This window comes from Methylomonas sp. DH-1 (assembly GCF_046097555.1).
GTDB classification, from domain to species: Bacteria; Pseudomonadota; Gammaproteobacteria; order Methylococcales; family Methylomonadaceae; genus Methylomonas; species Methylomonas koyamae.
This window is the reverse complement of sequence record NZ_CP143089.1, coordinates 3404918-3424872: the sequence shown is the minus strand read 5'-3', so window position 1 is coordinate 3424872 and position 19955 is coordinate 3404918. Positions and strand designations below refer to the sequence as shown.

The 19955-nt window shown below is 49.0% G+C and carries 14 protein-coding genes; 12 read left to right on the top strand and 2 right to left on the bottom strand.

Annotated features, from left to right (window positions below; all coding sequences use genetic code 11):
• Positions 1-15 precede the first annotated feature (15 nt).
• The 11 genes from VXJ35_RS15535 to VXJ35_RS15485 all read left to right on the top strand — a co-directional run bounded on the left by VXJ35_RS15535 (position 16) and on the right by VXJ35_RS15485 (position 17028).
• Positions 16-1905 carry an XrtA/PEP-CTERM system amidotransferase gene (locus VXJ35_RS15535; protein ID WP_064022265.1) on the top strand — a complete coding sequence of 630 codons (1890 nt, stop codon included), beginning with the start codon at positions 16-18 and terminating at the stop codon, positions 1903-1905.
• 99 nt (positions 1906-2004) lie between these two features.
• On the top strand, positions 2005-2790 hold the full coding sequence (locus VXJ35_RS15530; RefSeq protein ID WP_157198199.1) for a hypothetical protein: 786 nt from the start codon (positions 2005-2007) through the stop codon (positions 2788-2790).
• Positions 2791-3162: 372 nt separating this feature from the next.
• Positions 3163-4020, top strand: coding sequence for an HprK-related kinase A (locus tag VXJ35_RS15525; RefSeq protein WP_197495854.1), 858 nt, complete (start codon positions 3163-3165; stop codon positions 4018-4020).
• On the top strand, positions 4017-5084 hold the full coding sequence (locus tag VXJ35_RS15520) for a nucleotidyltransferase family protein (RefSeq protein WP_064022263.1): 1068 nt from the start codon (positions 4017-4019) through the stop codon (positions 5082-5084). The genes VXJ35_RS15525 and VXJ35_RS15520 overlap by 4 nt, the downstream gene beginning before the upstream one ends.
• A gap of 53 nt (positions 5085-5137) precedes the next feature.
• Positions 5138-6343 carry a TIGR04063 family PEP-CTERM/XrtA system glycosyltransferase gene (locus tag VXJ35_RS15515; RefSeq protein WP_064022262.1) on the top strand — a complete coding sequence of 402 codons (1206 nt, stop codon included), beginning with the start codon at positions 5138-5140 and terminating at the stop codon, positions 6341-6343.
• A gap of 119 nt (positions 6344-6462) precedes the next feature.
• Positions 6463-7536, top strand: coding sequence for a glycosyltransferase family 4 protein (locus VXJ35_RS15510; RefSeq protein ID WP_064022261.1), 1074 nt, complete (start codon positions 6463-6465; stop codon positions 7534-7536).
• Positions 7526-8881, top strand: a complete 1356-nt coding sequence (locus VXJ35_RS15505; RefSeq protein ID WP_064022260.1) for a phenylacetate--CoA ligase family protein — start codon at positions 7526-7528, stop codon at positions 8879-8881. The genes VXJ35_RS15510 and VXJ35_RS15505 overlap by 11 nt, the downstream gene beginning before the upstream one ends.
• 177 nt (positions 8882-9058) lie before the next feature.
• Positions 9059-10678, top strand: a complete 1620-nt coding sequence (locus tag VXJ35_RS15500) for an asparagine synthetase B (RefSeq protein WP_231914758.1) — start codon at positions 9059-9061, stop codon at positions 10676-10678.
• Between the two features lie 200 nt (positions 10679-10878).
• Entirely contained in the window at positions 10879-11355 is a 477-nt protein-coding gene (locus tag VXJ35_RS15495; protein WP_082880949.1) for a prepilin-type N-terminal cleavage/methylation domain-containing protein, read from the top strand.
• An 81-nt stretch (positions 11356-11436) separates the two neighbouring features.
• On the top strand, positions 11437-13464 hold the full coding sequence (locus tag VXJ35_RS15490) for a hypothetical protein (RefSeq protein WP_064022259.1): 2028 nt from the start codon (positions 11437-11439) through the stop codon (positions 13462-13464).
• 117 nt (positions 13465-13581) lie between these two features.
• Entirely contained in the window at positions 13582-17028 is a 3447-nt protein-coding gene (locus VXJ35_RS15485; protein ID WP_064022258.1) for an SbcC/MukB-like Walker B domain-containing protein, read from the top strand.
• Between the two features lie 46 nt (positions 17029-17074).
• On the opposite strand, the gene VXJ35_RS15480 is transcribed toward VXJ35_RS15485, so the two are convergent.
• Both VXJ35_RS15480 and VXJ35_RS15475 read right to left on the bottom strand, forming a co-directional pair.
• Complete coding sequence (locus tag VXJ35_RS15480; RefSeq protein WP_064022257.1) at positions 17075-17455, bottom strand: exosortase system-associated protein, TIGR04073 family; 381 nt, start codon at positions 17453-17455, stop codon at positions 17075-17077.
• 94 nt (positions 17456-17549) lie between these two features.
• Entirely contained in the window at positions 17550-19826 is a 2277-nt protein-coding gene (locus VXJ35_RS15475; protein ID WP_064022256.1) for a Tex family protein, read from the bottom strand.
• Between VXJ35_RS15475 and VXJ35_RS15470 the strand changes: the two genes are divergently transcribed.
• Positions 19812-19955: a hypothetical protein gene (locus VXJ35_RS15470; RefSeq protein ID WP_157198198.1), complete on the top strand. Its 144-nt coding sequence runs from the start codon at positions 19812-19814 to the stop codon at positions 19953-19955. The genes VXJ35_RS15475 and VXJ35_RS15470 overlap by 15 nt on opposite strands.

The following is a 19955-nucleotide window of genomic DNA, read 5'->3' as shown; positions in this document are numbered from 1 at the left end:
GCGGAGAGATTTTATATGTGCGGCATAGTGGGGATTTTCGATATTCGGGGATTGAACGAAATAGACCGCAGTCTGTTGTCGCGCATGAACGAATCTCAGTTTCATCGCGGGCCCGATGAGGGGGGCCTACATACCGAGCCAGGTTTGGGCTTTGGTCACCGCCGGTTATCGATCATCGACCTGTCCAGCGGCCAACAGCCGATGCACAGTCAGGACGGAAACGTCGTCTTGACTTATAACGGCGAAGTTTACAATTTTCCGGAATTGCGATTGGAGCTTGAAGCGTTGGGGTATGGCTTTAGAACGCATTGCGATACGGAAGTGATTTTGTATGCTTGGCAGGCCTGGGGGGAGTCTTGTGTCGAACGTTTGCGCGGCATGTTTGCTTTCGCCATTTGGGACAGAGCTAAGCAAACCTTGTTCCTGGCGCGTGATCGCCTTGGCGTCAAGCCCCTGTTTTATGCGGAATTACCGAATGGGCATTTTATATTCGGTTCGGAATTAAAGGCGTTAACCCAGCACCCATTGTTGCCGAAAGATCCCGATCCAACAGCGATAGAGGACTATTTCAGTTTTGGCTATATTCCTGATCCGAAAACCATTTATCGCGGCGTCTACAAATTGGAGCCTGGTTACTGCTTGGCGATTAAGCGGGGTGATGCAAATTTTCGCCCGAAACAATATTGGGACGTGACGTTTAAACCCGTTACTTCGGCTCATGCCACCGATGTCGGCGAGGAATTAATCTCCCGCTTACGAGAAGCGGTAAAAATTCGGATGGTTGCGGATGTGCCGTTAGGTGCGTTTTTATCCGGTGGCGTTGATTCCAGCGGCGTGGTGGCGTTGATGGCCGGATTGTCGGCAGATCCGGTGAATACCTGCTCAATTTCGTTTGGTGATCCAAAATTTAATGAGTCGGAGTTCGCTGCCAGAGTGGCCGAGCGCTACCATACTTCCCATCGCGTAGAGCAGGTTGATCCGGATGATTTCAGTTTGATCGATCGGCTTTCCGGTTTGTATGACGAACCTTATGCCGACAGTTCGGCTTTGCCGACTTATCGCGTGTGCGAATTAGCCAAAAAACAGGTTACCGTCGTGTTGTCTGGCGACGGGGGCGACGAGAATCTTGCCGGGTATCGTCGCTACCGTTGGCACACCTACGAAGAACGCATGCGCTCGATATTGCCGGACGCCCTACGCGTGCCGTTATTTTCGACTCTTGGCAAGGTGTACCCGAAACTGGATTGGGCACCGAAGATATTGCGCGCCAAGACGACGTTGGAATCTATCGGTCGTGATTCGATGGCGGGTTATTTTCATAGCGTCTCGGTGTTGCCGAATGCGATGCGCGCCGAATTGTTCAGTGAACGGTTGAAGCGCGATTTGCAAGGTTATCAAGCGGTTGAAGTCTTTCATCGTTACCGTGAGACTGCTCCGGACGATCCATTGTCGATGGTTCAATATCTCGATCTAAAAACCTATTTGGTTGGGGATATTCTGACCAAAGTCGACAGAGCCAGTATGGCGCATGCTCTGGAAGTAAGAGTGCCGCTGTTGGATCATAAATTAGTGGAATGGATGGCTACTTTGCCGCCGGATTTGAAGTTAAAAGGACGGGAAGGCAAATACATTTTCAAGAAAGCATTGGAACCCTATCTGCCCTATGATGTTCTGTATAGGCCGAAAATGGGATTTTCGGTGCCGCTATCCGCTTGGTTCAGAGGTCCTTTAAAACAGCGCGTGCAAGATACCTTGCTGGGCGAAACGCTACAGAACACCGGCTGGTTTGACCGCAATTACTTGCAACATATTGTCAGCCAACATCAATCGGGCCTGCGCGATTATAGCTCTGCAATCTGGTCGTTATTGATGTTTGAAGCATTTGCCAGGAACAAGTTGGCTTAGTCTTAGTTCAATATCCCTTGTACAACTGTGCAATAGACAGAGGATAAGCGTTTTGCTAAAGTGTGATGTAATTCAAAGTTAGATCGAGGGTGAGCAGAAATGAGCGATGCAAATAACACATTGCCCGAGCATAGCGAGCAATCAACGGAAAATGTGGCAGTAGATAAATCGCGGCGCACATTTGCAAAAGCCGGTGTTGTGGCTCCGGTAATCATGACTTTAGCCAATCGTTCAGCATGGGGCGGAGGCAAAAGAAGTTGTGGCACCATTTCCGGATTTCAATCCTATGCGAAGGCCGGAAATGTTGATCCGTCCGGGACAGGAACTTATGTGCCTCCAAAGCCCAATCCTCCAAGCCACTATTGCGGACCGGGTACAGCAGGAAATTGGCCAGTTTCTAAGCCGATAAAATGTAGACCTTTTACTAAGTACCACGAGAACAATACCGGGTTAGAAGGGGGATACTGTCTCCGCGATAGGGCTGTAAGTGATGCTGTTCCGGCCAAATCAAGCTCCAGAAAAGGGAAATGGAAGACAAGAGACTATTGGGTGACAACTGAAGGTGAATCCACTGAATATGAATATAATAAAGTAGCTCAATACAAACACTCCGCCGTAAGGCAATTGGAAAATGCTACGACCTTTATCACGCTGGAATACGCTCGGAATAACGGTGTGCCAGACGACAGAAGTTTGCATGATTGTATCAAGGATTTGAATGCTGGATCGTATACAAGGGATAATTGTTTCGCTTGGTTGTTCGTAAATGCTTGCGATGACAAGAATTTTATCGGAACAACTCCAGCGGACGTCAGAAGATGTTATTCGGATTATGATGAAGAAACGGTTATTCAATTTTGCAAGCATCTTATCAGTAACTGTTAATGTATTTTGCTGGAGCTAAATTTTAGCTCTGTAGTTAGTTATCATGCGGTGGCGTAGTTTAGGAAAGGCTATCTCTCGAGATTTTGACGACGGATTGTTGGTTTATCACGAAAGCTCGGGCGAGACCCACCTTCTTGTCGGCATCTCAAAGCAATTTCTTGACTATTGCTGTTCGGGAACTATATTCGGTTTGGACGATTTGGCTGGTTGGGCCAGACGTGAAGATAACAATGGGAACAGCTATGAACTGTTGCCAAATGATTTAATACTGGCTTTAAAAAAATTATCCAATATTAACCTTATCGAACCTGTCTGTTGCGAGTACGAGAGCTAAATTCATCTGCTGTTTACCAAGCCATATCCGGGAATGGATTGAACCTTCAACTTGGTTGTTTCGTATTTTCAATTAATTCAAGAATTAAGCCTCTAGCGGCCTCCATATCTTCTCTTTATGGAGACTATGAGTTATCGGACGGCGCATTAATTGATTTCCACATCGACTTAAACGTCGTTAATCATTTAAACGCCATTCTATTTCGAAAGAAAGCCGTTTTTCTGGCAGATGGCTTCGCCCCGTTCGATCCTCTCCCACATCAGCATGCTCCGGCTTTATTTGAATGGGGAATGAACTGGTGCGTATCCAGCCAGATAAATACCTTTTTAATCATTCATGCTGCCGTTGTCGAAAAAAATGGTTACGCAGCGGTCATGCCGGCGCCGCCAGGTTCCGGCAAAAGTACGTTGACGGCCAGTCTGATTCAGGAAGGTTGGAGATTGCTATCCGACGAACTGGCCTTGCTCGACCTTCAGACCGGCTACGTTACGCCTTTTCCCCGGCCAGTCAGTTTAAAAAATGCATCTATTGATCTGATTCGACATCGCTATCCTGATGTAGTATTCGGTCCATTAAGTTCGGATACCGTAAAAGGCAGTGTTTGTCATATTAAACCGCCTTCTGCCAGCGTCGAAATGCAGCATCAAGCCTGTCCAATTGGCTGGGTGGTGTTTCCCAAGTACGAGCCGGGGATAGAGGCCGAACTCTCAAATATCGGTAAAGCCTCGACCGTTATGGCGTTGGCGGATAATTCATTCAACTATAACTTGTTGGCTAAGGCCGGTTTCAACATACTGACGCAGATTGTCGAACGAGCTGATTGTTACCGATACCGCTACAGTTTGCTGGATCAAGCAATAGCGGCGTTCGATAGTTTAGCCAATTCAAAGCGATGATCGAGCTTCCCCTTATTGTAAATGTCTTGACCGGTGAAGTATCGGCGGCCAAATTGACGTTAAAGCAATGGGAATTGTTGATCCGCCAAGCTCAAGCTTCGATGCTCGCGGGTACCTTGTGTTATCGCTTGGATGGAGCCTCGATTCCGAGTCAGGCGTTGCGCCATTTTCAATCGGCACGCATTCATTCCGATAAGCAATTCAACGATTTGCTTTGGGAAATACGGCAGCTTAAGCAGGTTGCCGCAGAGTTGGGGTTGCCATTGATTTTGCTCAAGGGCGCTGCCTACGTCGCTTCCGATTACGCGGCAGCAAAAGGCCGTTTTTTTTCGGATATTGACTTGTTGGTGCAGAAGCAACATATTCCAGAAACTGAAAAAAAATTAATGGCCCATGGTTGGGTAAGTAGTTTGCAGAATACCTACGATCAGTATTACTATCGGAAATGGATGCACGAAATACCGCCGTTGCGGCATGTTTTTCGCGGCAGCGTTATTGATTTGCACCATAATATTTTGCCGCTCACGTCTAAGGTTTGTCCGAATGCTGATTTACTCATCGAAGCGGCGGTTAGCGTGGGAGACAGTCCGCTAATTCGAGTATTGCAATTGCCGGACATGATTATTCACAGTGCGGCCCATCTTTTTTACGATGGTGAGCTGAATCACGGTCTGCGGGATTTGGTGGATCTAGACAGTCTGCTCGGAAACAGTTCCGAAGATGTTGCTATGCTTGTAGTCGAGCGAGCCTATGAATTAGGGCTGCAGCGCAGCATTTTTTATGCATTCAGATATCTACATATGATCCTACGTACTCCAATTTCAGCCGGTGCACTGGAGCGAATTAGGCAAGCTGCCCCCAGCGGTTACGGCTTGCGGCTAATGGATTTTTTGTTTTTAAGGGCGCTTATGCCTGAGCATTCCAGTTGCGGCGATCGTTGGAGCGGAGTGGCCAGATGGCTGTTATACGTTCGTTCCCATTGGCTAAAAATGCCTTGGTATTTGTTGCTTCCGCATTTGTCAAGAAAGGCTTGGCTTAGGCTGTTGGGCAAAGAAAAGCATTAGTTTGCTTGCGATCTTGGTTGTTTGCAAATGGCTCCTAATAATAAAAATAAATCATGAAGATATTGCATATATTGGATCACTCCATTCCATTACACAGTGGTTATACCTTTCGGACTCGGGCTATTTTGGAGCAGCAGCGCAAACTGGGTTGGGACACTTACCATATCACTTCCGCCAAACATCTGGGTGCTACCGCGGAATTGGAAGACGTTGACGGTTTGACTTTTTTCCGTTCGACTTCACCCAGTGGATGGTTGGCGACATTGCCGATAATCAACCAGTGGGCGATTGTTGAAACGCTGTACCGGCGTCTGGATCAAATAATCCCGCAAATCAAACCGGATATTTTGCATGCCCACTCGCCGGCGTTGAATGGCCTGGCGGCTCTGAGAGCGGCAAAAAAATATCGGTTACCATTAGTCTACGAATGCAGAGCGTTTTGGGAAGATGCCGCGGTAGACCACGGCACCACGCATGAAGGCAGTCTCCGTTATCGCTTGACCCAGTATCTGGAAACCTATGTATTCAACCGTGCGGACGCGGTGACCACTATTTGCGAGGGGTTGCGTAGCGATATTGTTAAGCGCGGGATCGACGCGGATAAAATTACCGTCATCCCTAACGCCGTAGATATCGAGAAGTTCAGTTACGGCGAACCCGCAGACCCAGAGTTGTTGCAAAACTTGGGATTAAGCGGTAACACCGTTTTGGGTTTTATCGGTTCTTTTTATGCCTATGAGGGCTTGCTGTTACTGCTGGACGCGTTGCCGGCTATTGCCAAGCAACAACCGAATGTTCGTTTGCTGTTGGTGGGGGGTGGGCCTCAACAACAGCAAATTGCCGAAAAAATTGCGGCGCTCGGTATACAACAATGGGTCGTGATGCCGGGGCGCGTTCCGCATGATCAGGTGCAGAGCTATTACAACTTGGTGGATATCTTTATTTACCCGCGATTATCGATGCGGTTAACCGATCTGGTTACTCCACTTAAGCCTTTGGAGGCGATGGCCCAAGGTCGTTTAGTGATTGCATCTGACGTTGGAGGTCACAAAGAGCTGATTCGAGATCACCAGACTGGATACTTGTTTATATCTGGCGATAAATCGGATCTTGCCCAGACTGTAATTAACGTAATGGAACTTGCCGATATTGATGGGATATGTCGGGATGCCAGAAGGTTTGTCGAGGAAGAGCGCAGTTGGATTAAGAGTGTGGCGCATTACTCTGACGTATATAGCAAGGTCCGGGCGGGGGCGTGATTGGGCTGAGCCATGTCTGATTATATAAAATTCTGGCACTATCTTAAAAAGGCCAAATTAGATAGCTTCACAGAAGCAGTTAATCTCTATTCACAATCCCTATTTAACCGATAACGTATATGCATATTGGATTGATTGGACCGCTGCCTCCACCTTTTGGAGGGATGGCAAATCAAACTAAGCAATTGAATGAGTTGCTAACTTCCGAAGGCTTAAAAGTAACTTTGGTTCGGACGAACGCGGATTATAAATGGCATTGGGTCACGGATTTAAAAGGGATAAGGGCCTTGGCTCGCTTGCTGCCTTATTTGCTGGAGCTTTGGAGAGTGGCGGGAAATGTAGAATGTATGCATGTCATGGCTAATTCTGGTTGGTCCTGGCAACTCTACGCGGCTCCGGCAATTTGGATCGGCTGGATCAGAAAAGTACCGGTTGTAGTGAACTATCGTGGTGGAGATGCCGAACGTTATTTTAAGTCTTCAATACGTTGGGTTGCGCCCTCGTTGAACAAAGCTACTGTATTAGTGGTGCCGTCAATGTTTTTATTTCAAGTGTTTGAACTGTTTGGATATAAGGCAAAAGTCATTCCAAATATCATAAACTTAGAAAGGTTTAAATTCAAACCTCACTTGATCTCCAATAATAGATCGCTTCGTTTGGTAATTACGCGCAATTTGGAAAAAATATACGGTATTGATGCCGCAATTCATGCTGTAGCTATTTTAAAATCAATATTAATTGATGTGAAACTGGTGATAGCAGGTTCCGGCCCATTGCAGGATGAATTGAAAGGATTGGCGGAAACATTGGAATTATCCCATAGTGTTGAGTTTGTGGGAAAATTAGAGCCGGAACAGATCGCTAAACTCTATTATGATGCAGATATAATGTTGAATCCGGCAACTGTAGACAATATGCCAAATTCAGTTCTAGAGGCGTTGGCATGCGGGTTACCTGTGATAACAACTAACGTTGGCGGGATACCTTTTATTGTTAAGGACAATGAAAGTGCGTTAATGGTTGAGTCGAACAACGCCCAAATGCTCGCTGATGCAATACTAAAATTAGTTAATGATTCTGATCTATATAATAAACTGGCCGTTAACGGCTTCGCTGTCGCGAACCAGTATGGCTGGTGCGTAGTTAAGGAGCAATGGCTTGGGTTGTATAAGGAGCTGGTTGATGCAAGCTGAAGGCTACACTTGGCTGTGTTCGAACATTATTTTTCCTGTTCATGAAGCCTTTAAAAGACACGATACCGTTATATTAAGAAAAAACATGGAGGTTAGCCAGTGGCTACCGGTTGATCAAATTCAAGCCAGGCAGCTAGAAAGGCTGCGGCGATTTTTGAATGATGTCAATATCAACGTTCCTTATTATCGTCGTTTATTCGAACGATTAAATTTCGATGTTGCTAATTTCAGCAATATAGACCAGTTAAGGCAATTACCCCTATTGACCAAGTCGGATATAAGAGCTTATTTAGATGAGCTTAAGGCCGACAATGCGACTGGTTTGGCAAGGTTCAACACCGGCGGCTCGAGCGGAGAGCCGCTGATTTTTTACATCGGCAGGAGTCGCGTCAGCCACGATGTGGCGGCCAAGTGGCGGGCAACTCGCTGGTGGGGCGTCGATATCGGCGATCCGGAGGCGGTGATTTGGGGCTCCCCGATAGAGTTGGGCGCGCAAGACAAAGTCCGTCTGTTACGCGATAAGTTGTTGCGGACGCATTTGATCCCGGCGTTCGAAATGTCCGCGGAAAAAGTCGACGGTTTTATCCGCCAGTTACAGCAGATCAGGCCCAAAATGTTGTTCGGTTATCCCTCGGCTTTGGCACATATTGCCAGCCGCGCGCAACAAACCGGGGTTAGGTTGGACGATTTGGGTGTCAAAGTCGCGTTCGTTACCTCGGAACGCTTGTACGATCATCAGCGCGAAAAAATAGAAAGCGTATTCGCATGTCCGGTTGCAAACGGTTATGGTGGAAGAGATGCCGGGTTTATTGCTCACCAATGCCCGCACGGCGGCATGCACATCACGGCGGAAGACATTATCGTTGAAATCGTGGATAAGGATGGTAAGCCGTTGCCCAATGGAGAGCTGGGTGAAATCGTCGTTACCCATTTAGCAACCCGCGACTTTCCATTCATTCGCTACCGTACCGGGGACATGGGGATTTTGTCGGAAATGATTTGCGGATGCGGACGCGGTTTACCGTTGTTGGAAGAGATACAGGGGCGGACGACCGACTTCGTGGTTGCGCTCGACGGCACCGTGCTACACGGTTTGGCTCTGATTTACGTATTGCGCGATCTGGAAGGCGTCGAGGCTTTCAAAATTACTCAAGAAAGTTTGGAAAAAACGACTGTGCATATCGTTAAATCGGCAAGCTACCGAGAAGATGCCGAGCAAAAAATAGTCGCCGAATTTAAAAAACGCCTCGGCCAGACGGTAACGATAAATGTCGAATACACCGATTACATTCCCAAAGAGCGTTCCGGCAAATTTCGGTATGTGATCAGCCATGTAAAACCATAATTTTCAACGGCAACTATGACAAAATTTGCGGGATGGATGGGGGCGGCTTCCAATACGGGAGCGGCGGCAGCAACACTCGGCCAAATGGCGCGAGACATTCGGGGGGCTCCCTTTACGGAGTCCGCTTGGGCTTTGCTGACCGACTCGGCGAATTGCCGGCGAAGCGGCGGCGTATTAGTGCTCGTTTTACAAACAGCTTATCCTGCCGACGGCTTAGCGTTATTGCTGGATGCCTATCTAAGCCAAGGTATCGATGGTTTGCTAAAACGGCCGGATATCGTCAACCTATTATTGATCGATGAACGCCAACAAAAAGCGTTTTTGGTCACTGATCCGATTGGGCTGAGCCATATTTACTTCGCGGAAACTAAAGATAGGCTGGTGTTTGGATCGAGCGCTGATTTCGTTGTGCGCCACCCTGATGTTAGCAATACCATATTGCCGCAGTCGGTTTTCGACTACGTCTATTTCAACCATTGTCCCAGCCCGAATACGATCTATCGGCAGGTAAAAAAATTAGAGGGCGGACAGTGTCTGCGCTACCACAATGGTCAAATCGAAATCGAACGCTATTGGCAACCGGAGTTTTCCGAAAGCGATTGCGACTTACACCAAGCCGGACGGGATTTACAGCAGTCTTTGATCGAAGCCGTCAAACAGCGGGTCGGTGCCGAAGAAAATACCGGTGCTTTTCTGAGTGGCGGCTTAGACAGTTCCAGTGTCGCCGGAGCGTTAGCACGAGTATTCCCGGGGCAGGCCAAGACGTTTTCGATGGGCTTTCAAGTCGCCGGATACGATGAAATCGAATACGCCAACATTGCCGTTGCCGCATATAACACCCGTTCGCATACTTATTACGTTACTCCGGAAGATACCGTTAGTGCCGTGCCGGCAATTGCCGCCTACTATGACGAGCCGTTCGGTAATTCGTCCGCGCTCGCAGCTTACTACTGCGCGAAGCTGGCAAAGGAAAATGGCGTTAATCGGTTATTGGCTGGCGACGGCGGCGACGAAATTTTTGCCGGCAACGAGCGCTACGCTAAGCAAATGTTGTTCGAGGCTTACCATCGACTGCCGAAATTCATGGCAAGCGGTTTGGAAGGCGTTTTGGGTTGCTTGCCCGATGCGGTTGCTAAGCAAAAAATTCCTTTCAAAATAAAAAGGTATGTCGAACAGGCCAATGCGGCGATGCCTGATCGTTTGCAAGATTACAATTTTTTGCACCGGCATGCCGCTACCGATATTTTTCAGGCCGATTTTCTGGCTCAAGTCGATCCTAAGGCGCCGTTATCGTCCCTACGGGAAAATTATTGGCGGCCGGCAAACGCCAGCACTTTGAACCGCATGTTGTACATGGACTGGAAGACTACCTTGCACGACAACGACCTAGTGAAGGTCAACCGTATGTGCGAAATGGCAGGTATAGAAGTCTGTTATCCGCTGCTCGACCAACGCATAATCGACTTATCTTGCCGAGTTCCGTCGCCAGACAAGTTGCGCGGCCAGAAACTACGCTGGTTTTACAAACAAGCGATGGCCGGTTTTCTGCCGGAACCTATTATCAATAAATCCAAACACGGTTTCGGTTTGCCGTTCGGCATTTGGCTGAAAGACCACGAGCCTTTGAAACAAATGGCATATCAAGCCGTTCGCGATCTGGGAAAACGGGAATTTTTTCAGCCGGATTTTCTGGAGCACGCGATCAAGATGCATCAAAGTGTTCACGCCGCTTACTACGGGGAGCTGATCTGGATACTGATGATGCTGGAATTCTGGTTTGTCGGTAAAGGCTATTGAATGGCTGCTCGGGGAAGTGACAAAAAACGTCAGTTTTAGCCAAAAATGCAGGTTGTCTTTTAGGCGTAACGAATCAGGGCAAGGGGAAAGTACCGGGCAATCCCCCGAGCCGCGGCAAATCTACAGTGCTAAAAACATTGGCACGCAAATTGTATTACACCCACCGAGTTTAAACCCCGTTAACTTTGAAGGAATTTTTTATGAATATACAATTACAAAAATCACAACAAGGTTTTACCTTGATCGAATTAATGATCGTAGTCGCGATCATTGGTATTTTGGCTGCAATCGCTATTCCTGCTTATCAAGACTATACTGTTAAATCGAAAATCTCCGAAGGCCCTAGTTTGGCATCTCCGGCGTTCACCGCCGCAGGTGTGGCATGTAGCGAGCAAGACTTGGGGAGCGCTACTACTACCAAAACTAACGGTTCTTACGGGCTATCTACTGCAACGGCTATTATCGGTAAGTACGTCAAATCGGTCACGCTGACATCTTCAAGTGCTAATAGTGCGACGGTATCTATCGCATACAACACCATCGGTAGTTCAGTAGTACCGGGGACTAACAATATATTGGAATATCAAGGAGCATGTTCTACCGGCTCCGGTATGAGATGGACCATAAATGGCTCAGCTACAAATACCGTGATTCAGAAATTCCAACCTAAAACCTAATTGACTTAATTTAAGGCAATCGCAAAAGGGGCTGTATAGCCCCTTTTGTATTTTTAGCATCTTTTATCCGAAGAATAAACAATGGGCTTTGTACGAGTTGTTGCCAAGCAATTTCAGTTGGGTGGTTGGGCTATTTTGGTGCTATTGGCATTGATCATTTTCTTCAGTTATTTTCCCGGCAGAAGCGGCCCGTTTCTAGGTGACGATTACCCCAACATTATTGATAACAACGGGATTGCGCTGGAGAATCTGAATGAGCAGGGATTGGCTTCGGCATGGAGCGCTAACACCAGTGGCCCATTCAAACGACCAATTGCCAGCCTTAGTTTTGCAATCAATTATTATCTTTTTGGTCAGCATTTTAATCCATCCGCTTTCAAGTTGACCAATATTGGCATTCATATTGCCAACAGTTTTCTGGTGTTTTTTTTGGGCTGCCAATTATTCTCAACGGCTGCGCCGACTTATCCTGCCGGAAAATTGGCATTTGTTGCGGCGTTAATTTGGGCCTTACATCCGCTGCAACTGACTTCTGTGCTGTATGTAGTTCAGCGTATGAATAGCATGGCCACCATGTTTATGTTGGCCGGGTTTCTAGTGTTCCTGAAGGGTAGGTTGCAACTCGAAAAACCATCTGGAATTATTCTGATGGTTTTGGGCTGCGTTTTCGGGACCGGCTTGGGTAGTTTGTGCAAGGAAAACGCGTTGCTGTTACCGCTACTCATTTTTGTCACCGAATTGACTTTATTGCCCGCTATACCTCCTGCGTCGCGGTTTAAGGTAAACGTCTATTACGCGGCCACTGCAATATTGCCGGCATTGTTTGGTAGTTTGTACCTATTGACTCATCCCGACTATATACTGAATGGCTATTTGTCGCGCGAGTTTGATTTGCCGGAAAGGTTGATGACGCAATCCAGAGTTTTATTTTATTACCTGGGATTGTTGCTTTATCCGGACAATACCGAACTAAGCTTGGCACATGACGACTTTACTCTAAGTAAAGGGCTGTTAAAGCCGATTGAAACCCTGGCAGCGATAGCAGGTATCCTTGGCTTGATTGGGTTTGCTATTCATAGCTGTTGGCACAAAAAGTACCGATTTTCGAGTTTCGCCATTCTGTGGTTTTTTGTCGGCCAAGCCATGGAATCAACCATATTTCCATTGGAGTTGGTATATGAGCACCGGAACTATTTGCCAAGCATGGGCGTGGTATTTGCACTGGTTGTCCTTTCGTATCAAGCCTTAGCCGGACGCATCGGCAAAGGTTTGCTGAATACTCTGTATGCCGGTATCGTCGGCAGCCTTGCGCTGGCGACCTATACCCGCGCTGCAGTGTGGTCGAATCTGGATAGCTTTAGTTATTTTGAAGTGCGTAACCATCCGGGCTCGGTCAGAGCCAATAGCGTTTACGCCAACAATTTGGAATTGAGGCGGGGACCGAATGCGGAAACTTATCAATATTATCTTAATGCATCCAAGCTGAATGAGTTTGAAGTTTCTACTTTGATCGAGATGTTCAAAGAGTTAAATCGATTGATATATTTTCATGGCTCCGGGAACGATAAAAATGATGTGGCGTTACCGGTTAGTTACGACGATCCGCTAATTCTCGATGGCAGATATATGGAGGCATTAAGAGAGTTGGTCCACCGCGAGATTATACGTCGGGTGGTTTACCGTTCTCACCCGCTACGCACCATGGATTCCATACGCTCTGCCGCCACGTGTTTGATCAACGGCGATTACGAATGCAAAACCATTGCGGCTTATGTTCTGGAGTGGGCGGATGCTGCGTTAGCACAGCCTAATTTTACCGATAAGCCGATAATGCATCTGATAAAAGCCAAAGTGTATTTAACCCAAGGGAATACCGAAAAAACTCACCGGGAAATGGATAAAGCGCTTGAACTGGATCCGAATAGGATGTATCTGCATGCGGAAAAAGCCTACCTTTTTATCGCTTTAGAACAATACGATACGGCCGAACAGGTGATTCGGCATGCCGAATCGTTGGGGGTGGTCAACGGTTTTGACGCCAAAGAGTTCCAGAAGCTCAGAGACGCGATAGCCTACAAAAAATCGTTGGTACAAGGTCAGCGGCCGTGAATTATTCTTCTGCGGTTACCGGCCGAATTCACTAAAATAGCCGCTTAGTGTTTTACCGATTTGCTGTTTGCGAATCGGTTGTAGCGAATTACCACTGTCTGCCCGTGGCCTGGGATCATGCGAATACTCAATATCAACTTCAAAAACATCAATTCCCTCGAGGGCGAAGGCCGGATCGATTTTGACCAAGGACCTATTGCCGATAGCGGCGTGTTTGCGATCACCGGGCCGAACGGTTCCGGCAAAACCAGTATTCTCGACGTGATTACGCTAGGACTATACGGCGAGACTTTTCGCTTGGATAAGCCGGCCGAGCACGTGATGACCAAGCAAACTAACGATAGTCTGGCGCAAGTCGAATTCATGCTCGGGGATGCACGATTTCGTTCCAGTTGGCGTGTGGAACGCATCGGCGATTCCGCGTTACAGCCTTTCATGGCCCTAACCCGGTTAGATGGAGAGCAGCAGGAGGTCTTGGCCGACACGCCGAATTCGGTCAGGGCACGTATTGCTGAATTAACCGGCATGGATTTTCATAAGTTCAGTAAGTCCATGGTATTACCGCAAGGCGATTTTGCTGCATTTATGAATGCGCTGGATAGCGAGCGCATGGACATTCTGGAAAAAATCAGCGGTACGGATATCTACCTGGAGTATCGGCAGCAAACTGAAGCCAATTACCAATCGGCCCGTGCCGGCTTAGCCCAATTGCAGCAGGATATTGAATTGATTCCGGTGTTGAGTCCGCAGGCTGTTGAAGCTGCCGAACACGACTTGCAGGATTTCAAGCAACAGGTGGACGAGTTGAAGGCTCAGCACCAGTCGGTCGACAAGCAATTGCGTGACGTGAAAAATGTCCAGGTTTTGCAAAATCGGCAAATTCAATTAACAAGCCAACTGCGCCAAATCGATGACCAGATACAGCAACTGCAGTTGGCTTTGCAGGAAGTTGCCGGCTTGCAGGATGCGGCCCAGTTTCGCGAAGAACTGAATGCGTTGGATGCGAAACAAATCCAGCTCGAACAAAGCCAAGCCAGTCTTGCGGCCTATCGCCAGGAGCTAGAAATGCTGCGGCGGCAATTGGGGGAAGAGGTTGCGAGCGTCGCGGCTTTCGAGATGGATGGCAAGTCCGTGGAAACGCAAAAGCAGGCTATCGATACGCTGAAATTGAAGATTAGCGACTTGAAATTACTTTTGCCCAGCGAATCGGAGCAGGCGCAGGCGCTGGAGTCGCAACTGGCTGAAAAGAAAACCGCGTTGGCGGAAGTCGAAGCTTGGCTGCAACAGCAGAGTCGCGATGCGCTACTGCTCAGCGATTTTCCGGATATTCCACGCTTGCGCAATCTGCGTGCGGAGCTGGCGGAATTGTCCGGTAAGCAGAAGAACCAAGCCAGTTGGACCAAGACCACTACGACGTCTTTGCAAAAGAATAAGTCGGCATTGAGCGCCACCAAAGCAGATATCTCTGAATTGGAAATCAAGGTCGACGATGCGCGTAAAGTTATGGGCGAACTTGCGCAGGGCAAAAGTTTCGATGAGCTGAAAGAATTGGCGGCGGAGCAGCAGGTAAGGGTTAACGATTTTCGGGAGCTATTGTCGATTGCCGACGTCAACGCCAAGTTCAGCAAAAAGGGTTTTTTTCATTGGTTTTCAGGAAGTGGTAAACAAATAGATTTGCCCGAAACCGATCAGTTAAAGGCGCGTTTGGACGAACTGCGCGAAGAGTTAAGCCGGGAAGACAATATCGGGAAAGCGTTGGAGCAGGCGGTTGCCAACGAGGCGCTGTTGAAGAGGTTTGCCGGCGAGCGCGGCAAGCTGGTGGAGGGGCAGCCGTGTTATTTATGCGGGTCGTTGCATCACCCGTATTCGACCAAACCGCCGGCGCAGACTAACGCAAAAAAAGCTTTGGTCGACCAGCGCGGCAAGATGCAGGCATTAAAAGCCACGATCGAAACATTGTCCGCGCAACTGGCGGCGGCGGAAAAGCGCGGGGCGCAGGTCTCTGCCCGCGAGCAGCGCTTGCAGCAAATGCGCTCCGATTGGCAGGTGCTGATTAATCGGCTGAATGTGTTTAGCCCGGAACTAACGATCGATAATCTTTCGTTGCAGAAACGTTTGCTGGCTAACGAGACTGAGGAATTGGAGAAAATAAAGAATTTGCTGGAGCAATATGCCCAATTACAGCGCAATGTGGCGAAATGGTTGGCTGACATCGAAGGCAAAAAACTGGCTTTGCAAAAACTGGCCGTGTCTGTCGGGCAATTGGAAGAGGCCTGGAATAATCGACCCTCCGAATTTGTGGAGGTCGAACAACGTTTTACCGGTCTGAAAGCCGAGGAAAAAGCGTTACTCGAGAAATTGGAGCAGCAACTTCAACAACTGGGCGAGAAGTTGCCGGCAAAAGGTAAGGAAAACTTGCTGTTCGATAAACTCAATGCCCGGCGTCAGGATTATCAGATCAGGGATATGCGAAAAAATGGTTTGTCTGAGGAAATATCCGACTTACAGGAAAAGTTGCGGGCGGCGCAGGCGAAAATCATCGAGTACCAAAACAAGCTTTCCGACTATGCAACAGGATTGCAGAGTGAAGAGTCCGTGGGTCTGCATTTGGCGGTAGTTGAAAAGCAAAAATTGATCGTTGAGTGCGAAAAGATGTTGTCGGCGCAACAAATTGAGTTCGAGGCGATGTACCGCTTGCTGGCCGGCAAGTTGGTTGGCAGTGACTTTGCCGACGTCGACGATTTACGTGCCGCTTTGACGCTAATCGATAACCGCCAGCAAATCGAAGCGGCGTTGGAGTATCAGGACGGCCTCAGAGCGTCGGTCGCGCAATCGTTGGATAAGCTAAGCGATGAGTTGCAGCGGGAAGCCGCCGCGTTAGCGATGTTGGCCTATACCGACGAAGAGAGCATGTTGATCTCATTGCAGCGGTTGGCAGGCCAAATTGAAATCGCTGAACAGGAAGTCCAAACTGTTGAAAACAAACTGGATAAACAGCAAGCCTATAGGGAGAAACTCCAGGCATTACAAGTTCGGTTGAGCGAACAACTGGCGCTGTACAGTCAGGCTGAAGCGGAAATGAAATTGATTGCCGACGAACCGGGCGGGTTGCGCAGGCGCATTCAACAATTGTTGGTCGACAAGTTGATGTCCAAGGCCAATCAGATTTTGGAGAAACTCAGCGGCCGATATTACGTCCGCAGCACAGTAAACGACCATGGTTTGGCGTTGGAAATCGAGGATACCAAGCAGAGAAACCTGCACCGCTTGCCGAAAACGTTATCGGGCGGCGAAAGTTTCGTCGTCAGTTTGGCGTTGGCGTTGGCGTTGGCGGAAATTGCCAATAACGGCAAGGCTATCGATTCCTTATTTTTGGACGAAGGCTTTGGCAATCTGGATGCCGAGGCGCTGTATTTGGCAATGAGCGCGCTGGAAGGGTTGTCCACCCAAGGCAAGACAGTTGGGGTGATCTCCCATGTCGATGCCGTGAAAAAACGCATTAAAACGCAAATAGAGTTGGTGAAAAAAGCCAACGGGTTGAGCGAATTGAAGATGGTGGCTTAAACCGGCGGCAATCGCGTATTTTCAAAGCCGCCGGAATCGGATCGGTTTATCGGTTGGGGCGAAAAGCTTTACCGTAAGTGGTTTCGGCATCGAAATTTTCCCAGACATACAGCGGGTAAACGATGGGTTGGGTCGGTATCGGTGCGGACACCAGATCCACTACGCCAACACCGATACGGCCGCCCATGTTCAGCAAGCCTTTCAAAGTCCCGCCGATAAAGCCGTAAATTACGTTGCTTTGATTATTGATGATGATGATGTTTTTTGGGATTTCCAGGGACGACGTGGCGATATTGGCCAGCCCGGTGCTCAGTTTCCGGCCGAAGGTTTGGCCGTAACTTTCCGGTTCGTCGGCTTTCGCCGGGAGGCTAAAGCAAGCGCTGGCTGATAACAACAACACTGCTGCGTTACGGGTAGCTTGTTTCATGGTATGTCCTGTAAAAATCCCATTTTGCGTTGCGGCGGGTGTTGTGTTTAGGCCCGCCGCGGGTCAGGCAAAATTATAGCAGAGCTTGACCGGATTACTTTTTCAAGGCCTTAGCGAACGCCGAGCTCATCGAGTTCTGTAAGGCAGGTTGCGGCTTCGGTTTCTGATTGTGTTTGGCTGTCTTTTCGCTACGCACGAAGTCGCTGCTATCTATGTCTTTTTTCATGCTCAATGAGATGCGCTGGCGGGCAACGTCGACTTCCAGTACCCGCACTTTCACAGTATCGCCGGCTTTGACGACACTGCGCGGATCTTTGACGAACTCGTCCGCTAAATGGGAAATATGTACCAGCCCGTCCTGATGAACGCCAATGTCGACAAAGGCGCCGAAGTTGGCGACGTTGGTTACCACCCCTTCCAGACTCATACCGGGCAGTAGGTCGGTGATCTTTTCCACGCCTTCCTTAAATTGAGCGCTTTTGAATTCCGGCCTCGGATCGCGTCCCGGTTTTTCCAGTTCCTGCAGAATATCGCTGACGGTCGGTAAGCCGAAGTCGGTATTGGTGTAGTTTGCCGGATTCAGGCCGCGTAGGAATTGGCTTTGGCCGATCAAGTCGCGGATCGATTTTCCGGTGTCGTCCAAAATAGCATTGACCACCGGATAGGCTTCCGGATGCACCGCCGAGGCGTCCAGCGGATTGTCGCCGTTCATGATCCGTAAAAATCCTGCAGCTTGCTCGAATGCTTTGTCGCCCAAGCGCGGCACTTTTTTCAATTGGCTGCGGTTGGCGAATGGGCCGTTGGCGTCGCGAAATGCCACAATATTTTCGCTGATAGTGCCGTTCAGGCCGGAAACTTGTTTCAACAATGCGGCAGACGCGGTATTGACGTCGACGCCGACCGCGTTAACGCAGTCTTCGACTACAGTATCGAGCATGCGCGCCAATTGCGATTGGTTAACATCGTGCTGGTATTGGCCAACGCCGATGGATTTGGGGTCGATTTTAACCAACTCCGCCAATGGATCTTGTAACCGGCGCGCAATCGATACCGCGCCGCGTAGCGAAACGTCGAGGTTGGGAAATTCCTTGGCCGCTAGTTCCGAAGCAGAATATACCGAGGCGCCGGCCTCGGACACGACGATTTTCTGGAAATGCAATTCCGGGTGGCGTTTGATTAAATCGGCTACCAGTTGATCGGTTTCTCGCGAAGCGGTCCCGTTGCCGATGCTGACCAACTGCACGCTGTGTTGTGCTATCAGCTTGGCCAGCGCCGCTATCGATTGGTCCCATTGGTTTTTGGGTTGGTGCGGATAAACGGTGTCGGTGGCCAACAATTTACCGGTCGGGTCGACAACGGCAACTTTTACGCCGGTGCGAATACCGGGATCCAACCCCATCGTGGTTTTTGGGCCGGCCGGTGCTGCCAGCAACAAATCGCGCAGATTGCCGGCAAAGACTTTTATGGCTTCGTGCTCCGCGGCTTCCCGCAGGCGCAGCTTCAAATCCATATCGATCCGGGTAAACAATTTGATTTTCCAGGCGAATCGAGCGGTCTCTGCCAACCAGGCGTCGGCGGGTTTAGCGGTGTCGCTGACCTGTAGACGGCGGCAGACGAACTGGGTGCAAAGCTGGTGTTCGTCTTGGTCTTGCTCGGCCGGTTTCAGCGTAAGTGTTAGTAGATCTTCGTTTCGGCCGCGGAACAGCGCCAAGGCCCGGTGGGACGGAATTTTATTGATCGCTTCGCTGTAATCGAAATAATCTTTAAATTTGGCGGCTTCGGTTTCTTTGCCCGATACGACGTTGGCGTGCAGGATGCCTTTATTCCAGATGCGTTCGCGCAGTTCGGCCAGTAACTCGGCATCTTCCGAGATTCGTTCCATAACGATTTGGCGTGCGCCATCCAAAGCGGCTGCTACATCCGGAACGCCTTTTTCCGGATCGATGTAAGTGGCGGCGGCTTGCTCCGGAATCAAATCGCGGTTTTGCAACAGGGCGTCCGCTAATGGCTCCAGTCCTGCCTCTCGGGCTATTTGTGCTTTGGTGCGGCGTTTGGGTTTGTAAGGCAGATATAAGTCTTCCAGCAGCGTTTTAGTGTCGGCATCCCGAATGGATTGTTCCAATTCGGGCGTCAGTTTGCCTTGGGAGCGGATGCTGTCGAGAATGGAGTCGCGGCGGTCGTTGAGCTCCCGTAGGTAAACCAAGCGTTCTTCCAGATTTCTTAGTTGGGTATCGTCCAAGCCGCCAGTGGCTTCTTTACGGTAACGGGCGATGAACGGAACGGTGGCGCCTTCGTCCAGCAAAGCGGCGGCGGCGGCGACTTGTTGCGGTTTTACGGAGAGTTCTGCTGCGATAACTTGGATGACATCCATCAGTGTTTTACTCGATTAGGTAAAACCGATGATTTTATCGTAGCGGTAGCGGATGAAAAAGCTGTGCAGGAGGAAAATGGCAGGCATAAAAAAGCGCCAGTTGCTGAGCAACTGGCGCTTGAAGTCTAA

Bases quoted from the DNA above. Each gene is read 5' to 3' on its own strand.
- VXJ35_RS15480 (WP_064022257.1), bottom strand. From the start codon at position 17,455: ATGAAACAAGCTACCCGTAACGCAGCAGTGTTGTTGTTATCAGCCAGC.
- VXJ35_RS15535 (WP_064022265.1), top strand. From the start codon at position 16: ATGTGCGGCATAGTGGGGATTTTCGATATTCGGGGATTGAACGAAATA.
- VXJ35_RS15515 (WP_064022262.1), top strand. From the start codon at position 5,138: ATGAAGATATTGCATATATTGGATCACTCCATTCCATTACACAGTGGT.
- VXJ35_RS15530 (WP_157198199.1), top strand. From the start codon at position 2,005: ATGAGCGATGCAAATAACACATTGCCCGAGCATAGCGAGCAATCAACG.
- VXJ35_RS15485 (WP_064022258.1), top strand. From the start codon at position 13,582: ATGCGAATACTCAATATCAACTTCAAAAACATCAATTCCCTCGAGGGC.
- VXJ35_RS15495 (WP_082880949.1), top strand. From the start codon at position 10,879: ATGAATATACAATTACAAAAATCACAACAAGGTTTTACCTTGATCGAA.
- VXJ35_RS15510 (WP_064022261.1), top strand. From the start codon at position 6,463: ATGCATATTGGATTGATTGGACCGCTGCCTCCACCTTTTGGAGGGATG.
- VXJ35_RS15520 (WP_064022263.1), top strand. From the start codon at position 4,017: ATGATCGAGCTTCCCCTTATTGTAAATGTCTTGACCGGTGAAGTATCG.
- VXJ35_RS15505 (WP_064022260.1), top strand. From the start codon at position 7,526: ATGCAAGCTGAAGGCTACACTTGGCTGTGTTCGAACATTATTTTTCCT.
- VXJ35_RS15490 (WP_064022259.1), top strand. From the start codon at position 11,437: ATGGGCTTTGTACGAGTTGTTGCCAAGCAATTTCAGTTGGGTGGTTGG.
- VXJ35_RS15475 (WP_064022256.1), bottom strand. From the start codon at position 19,826: ATGGATGTCATCCAAGTTATCGCAGCAGAACTCTCCGTAAAACCGCAA.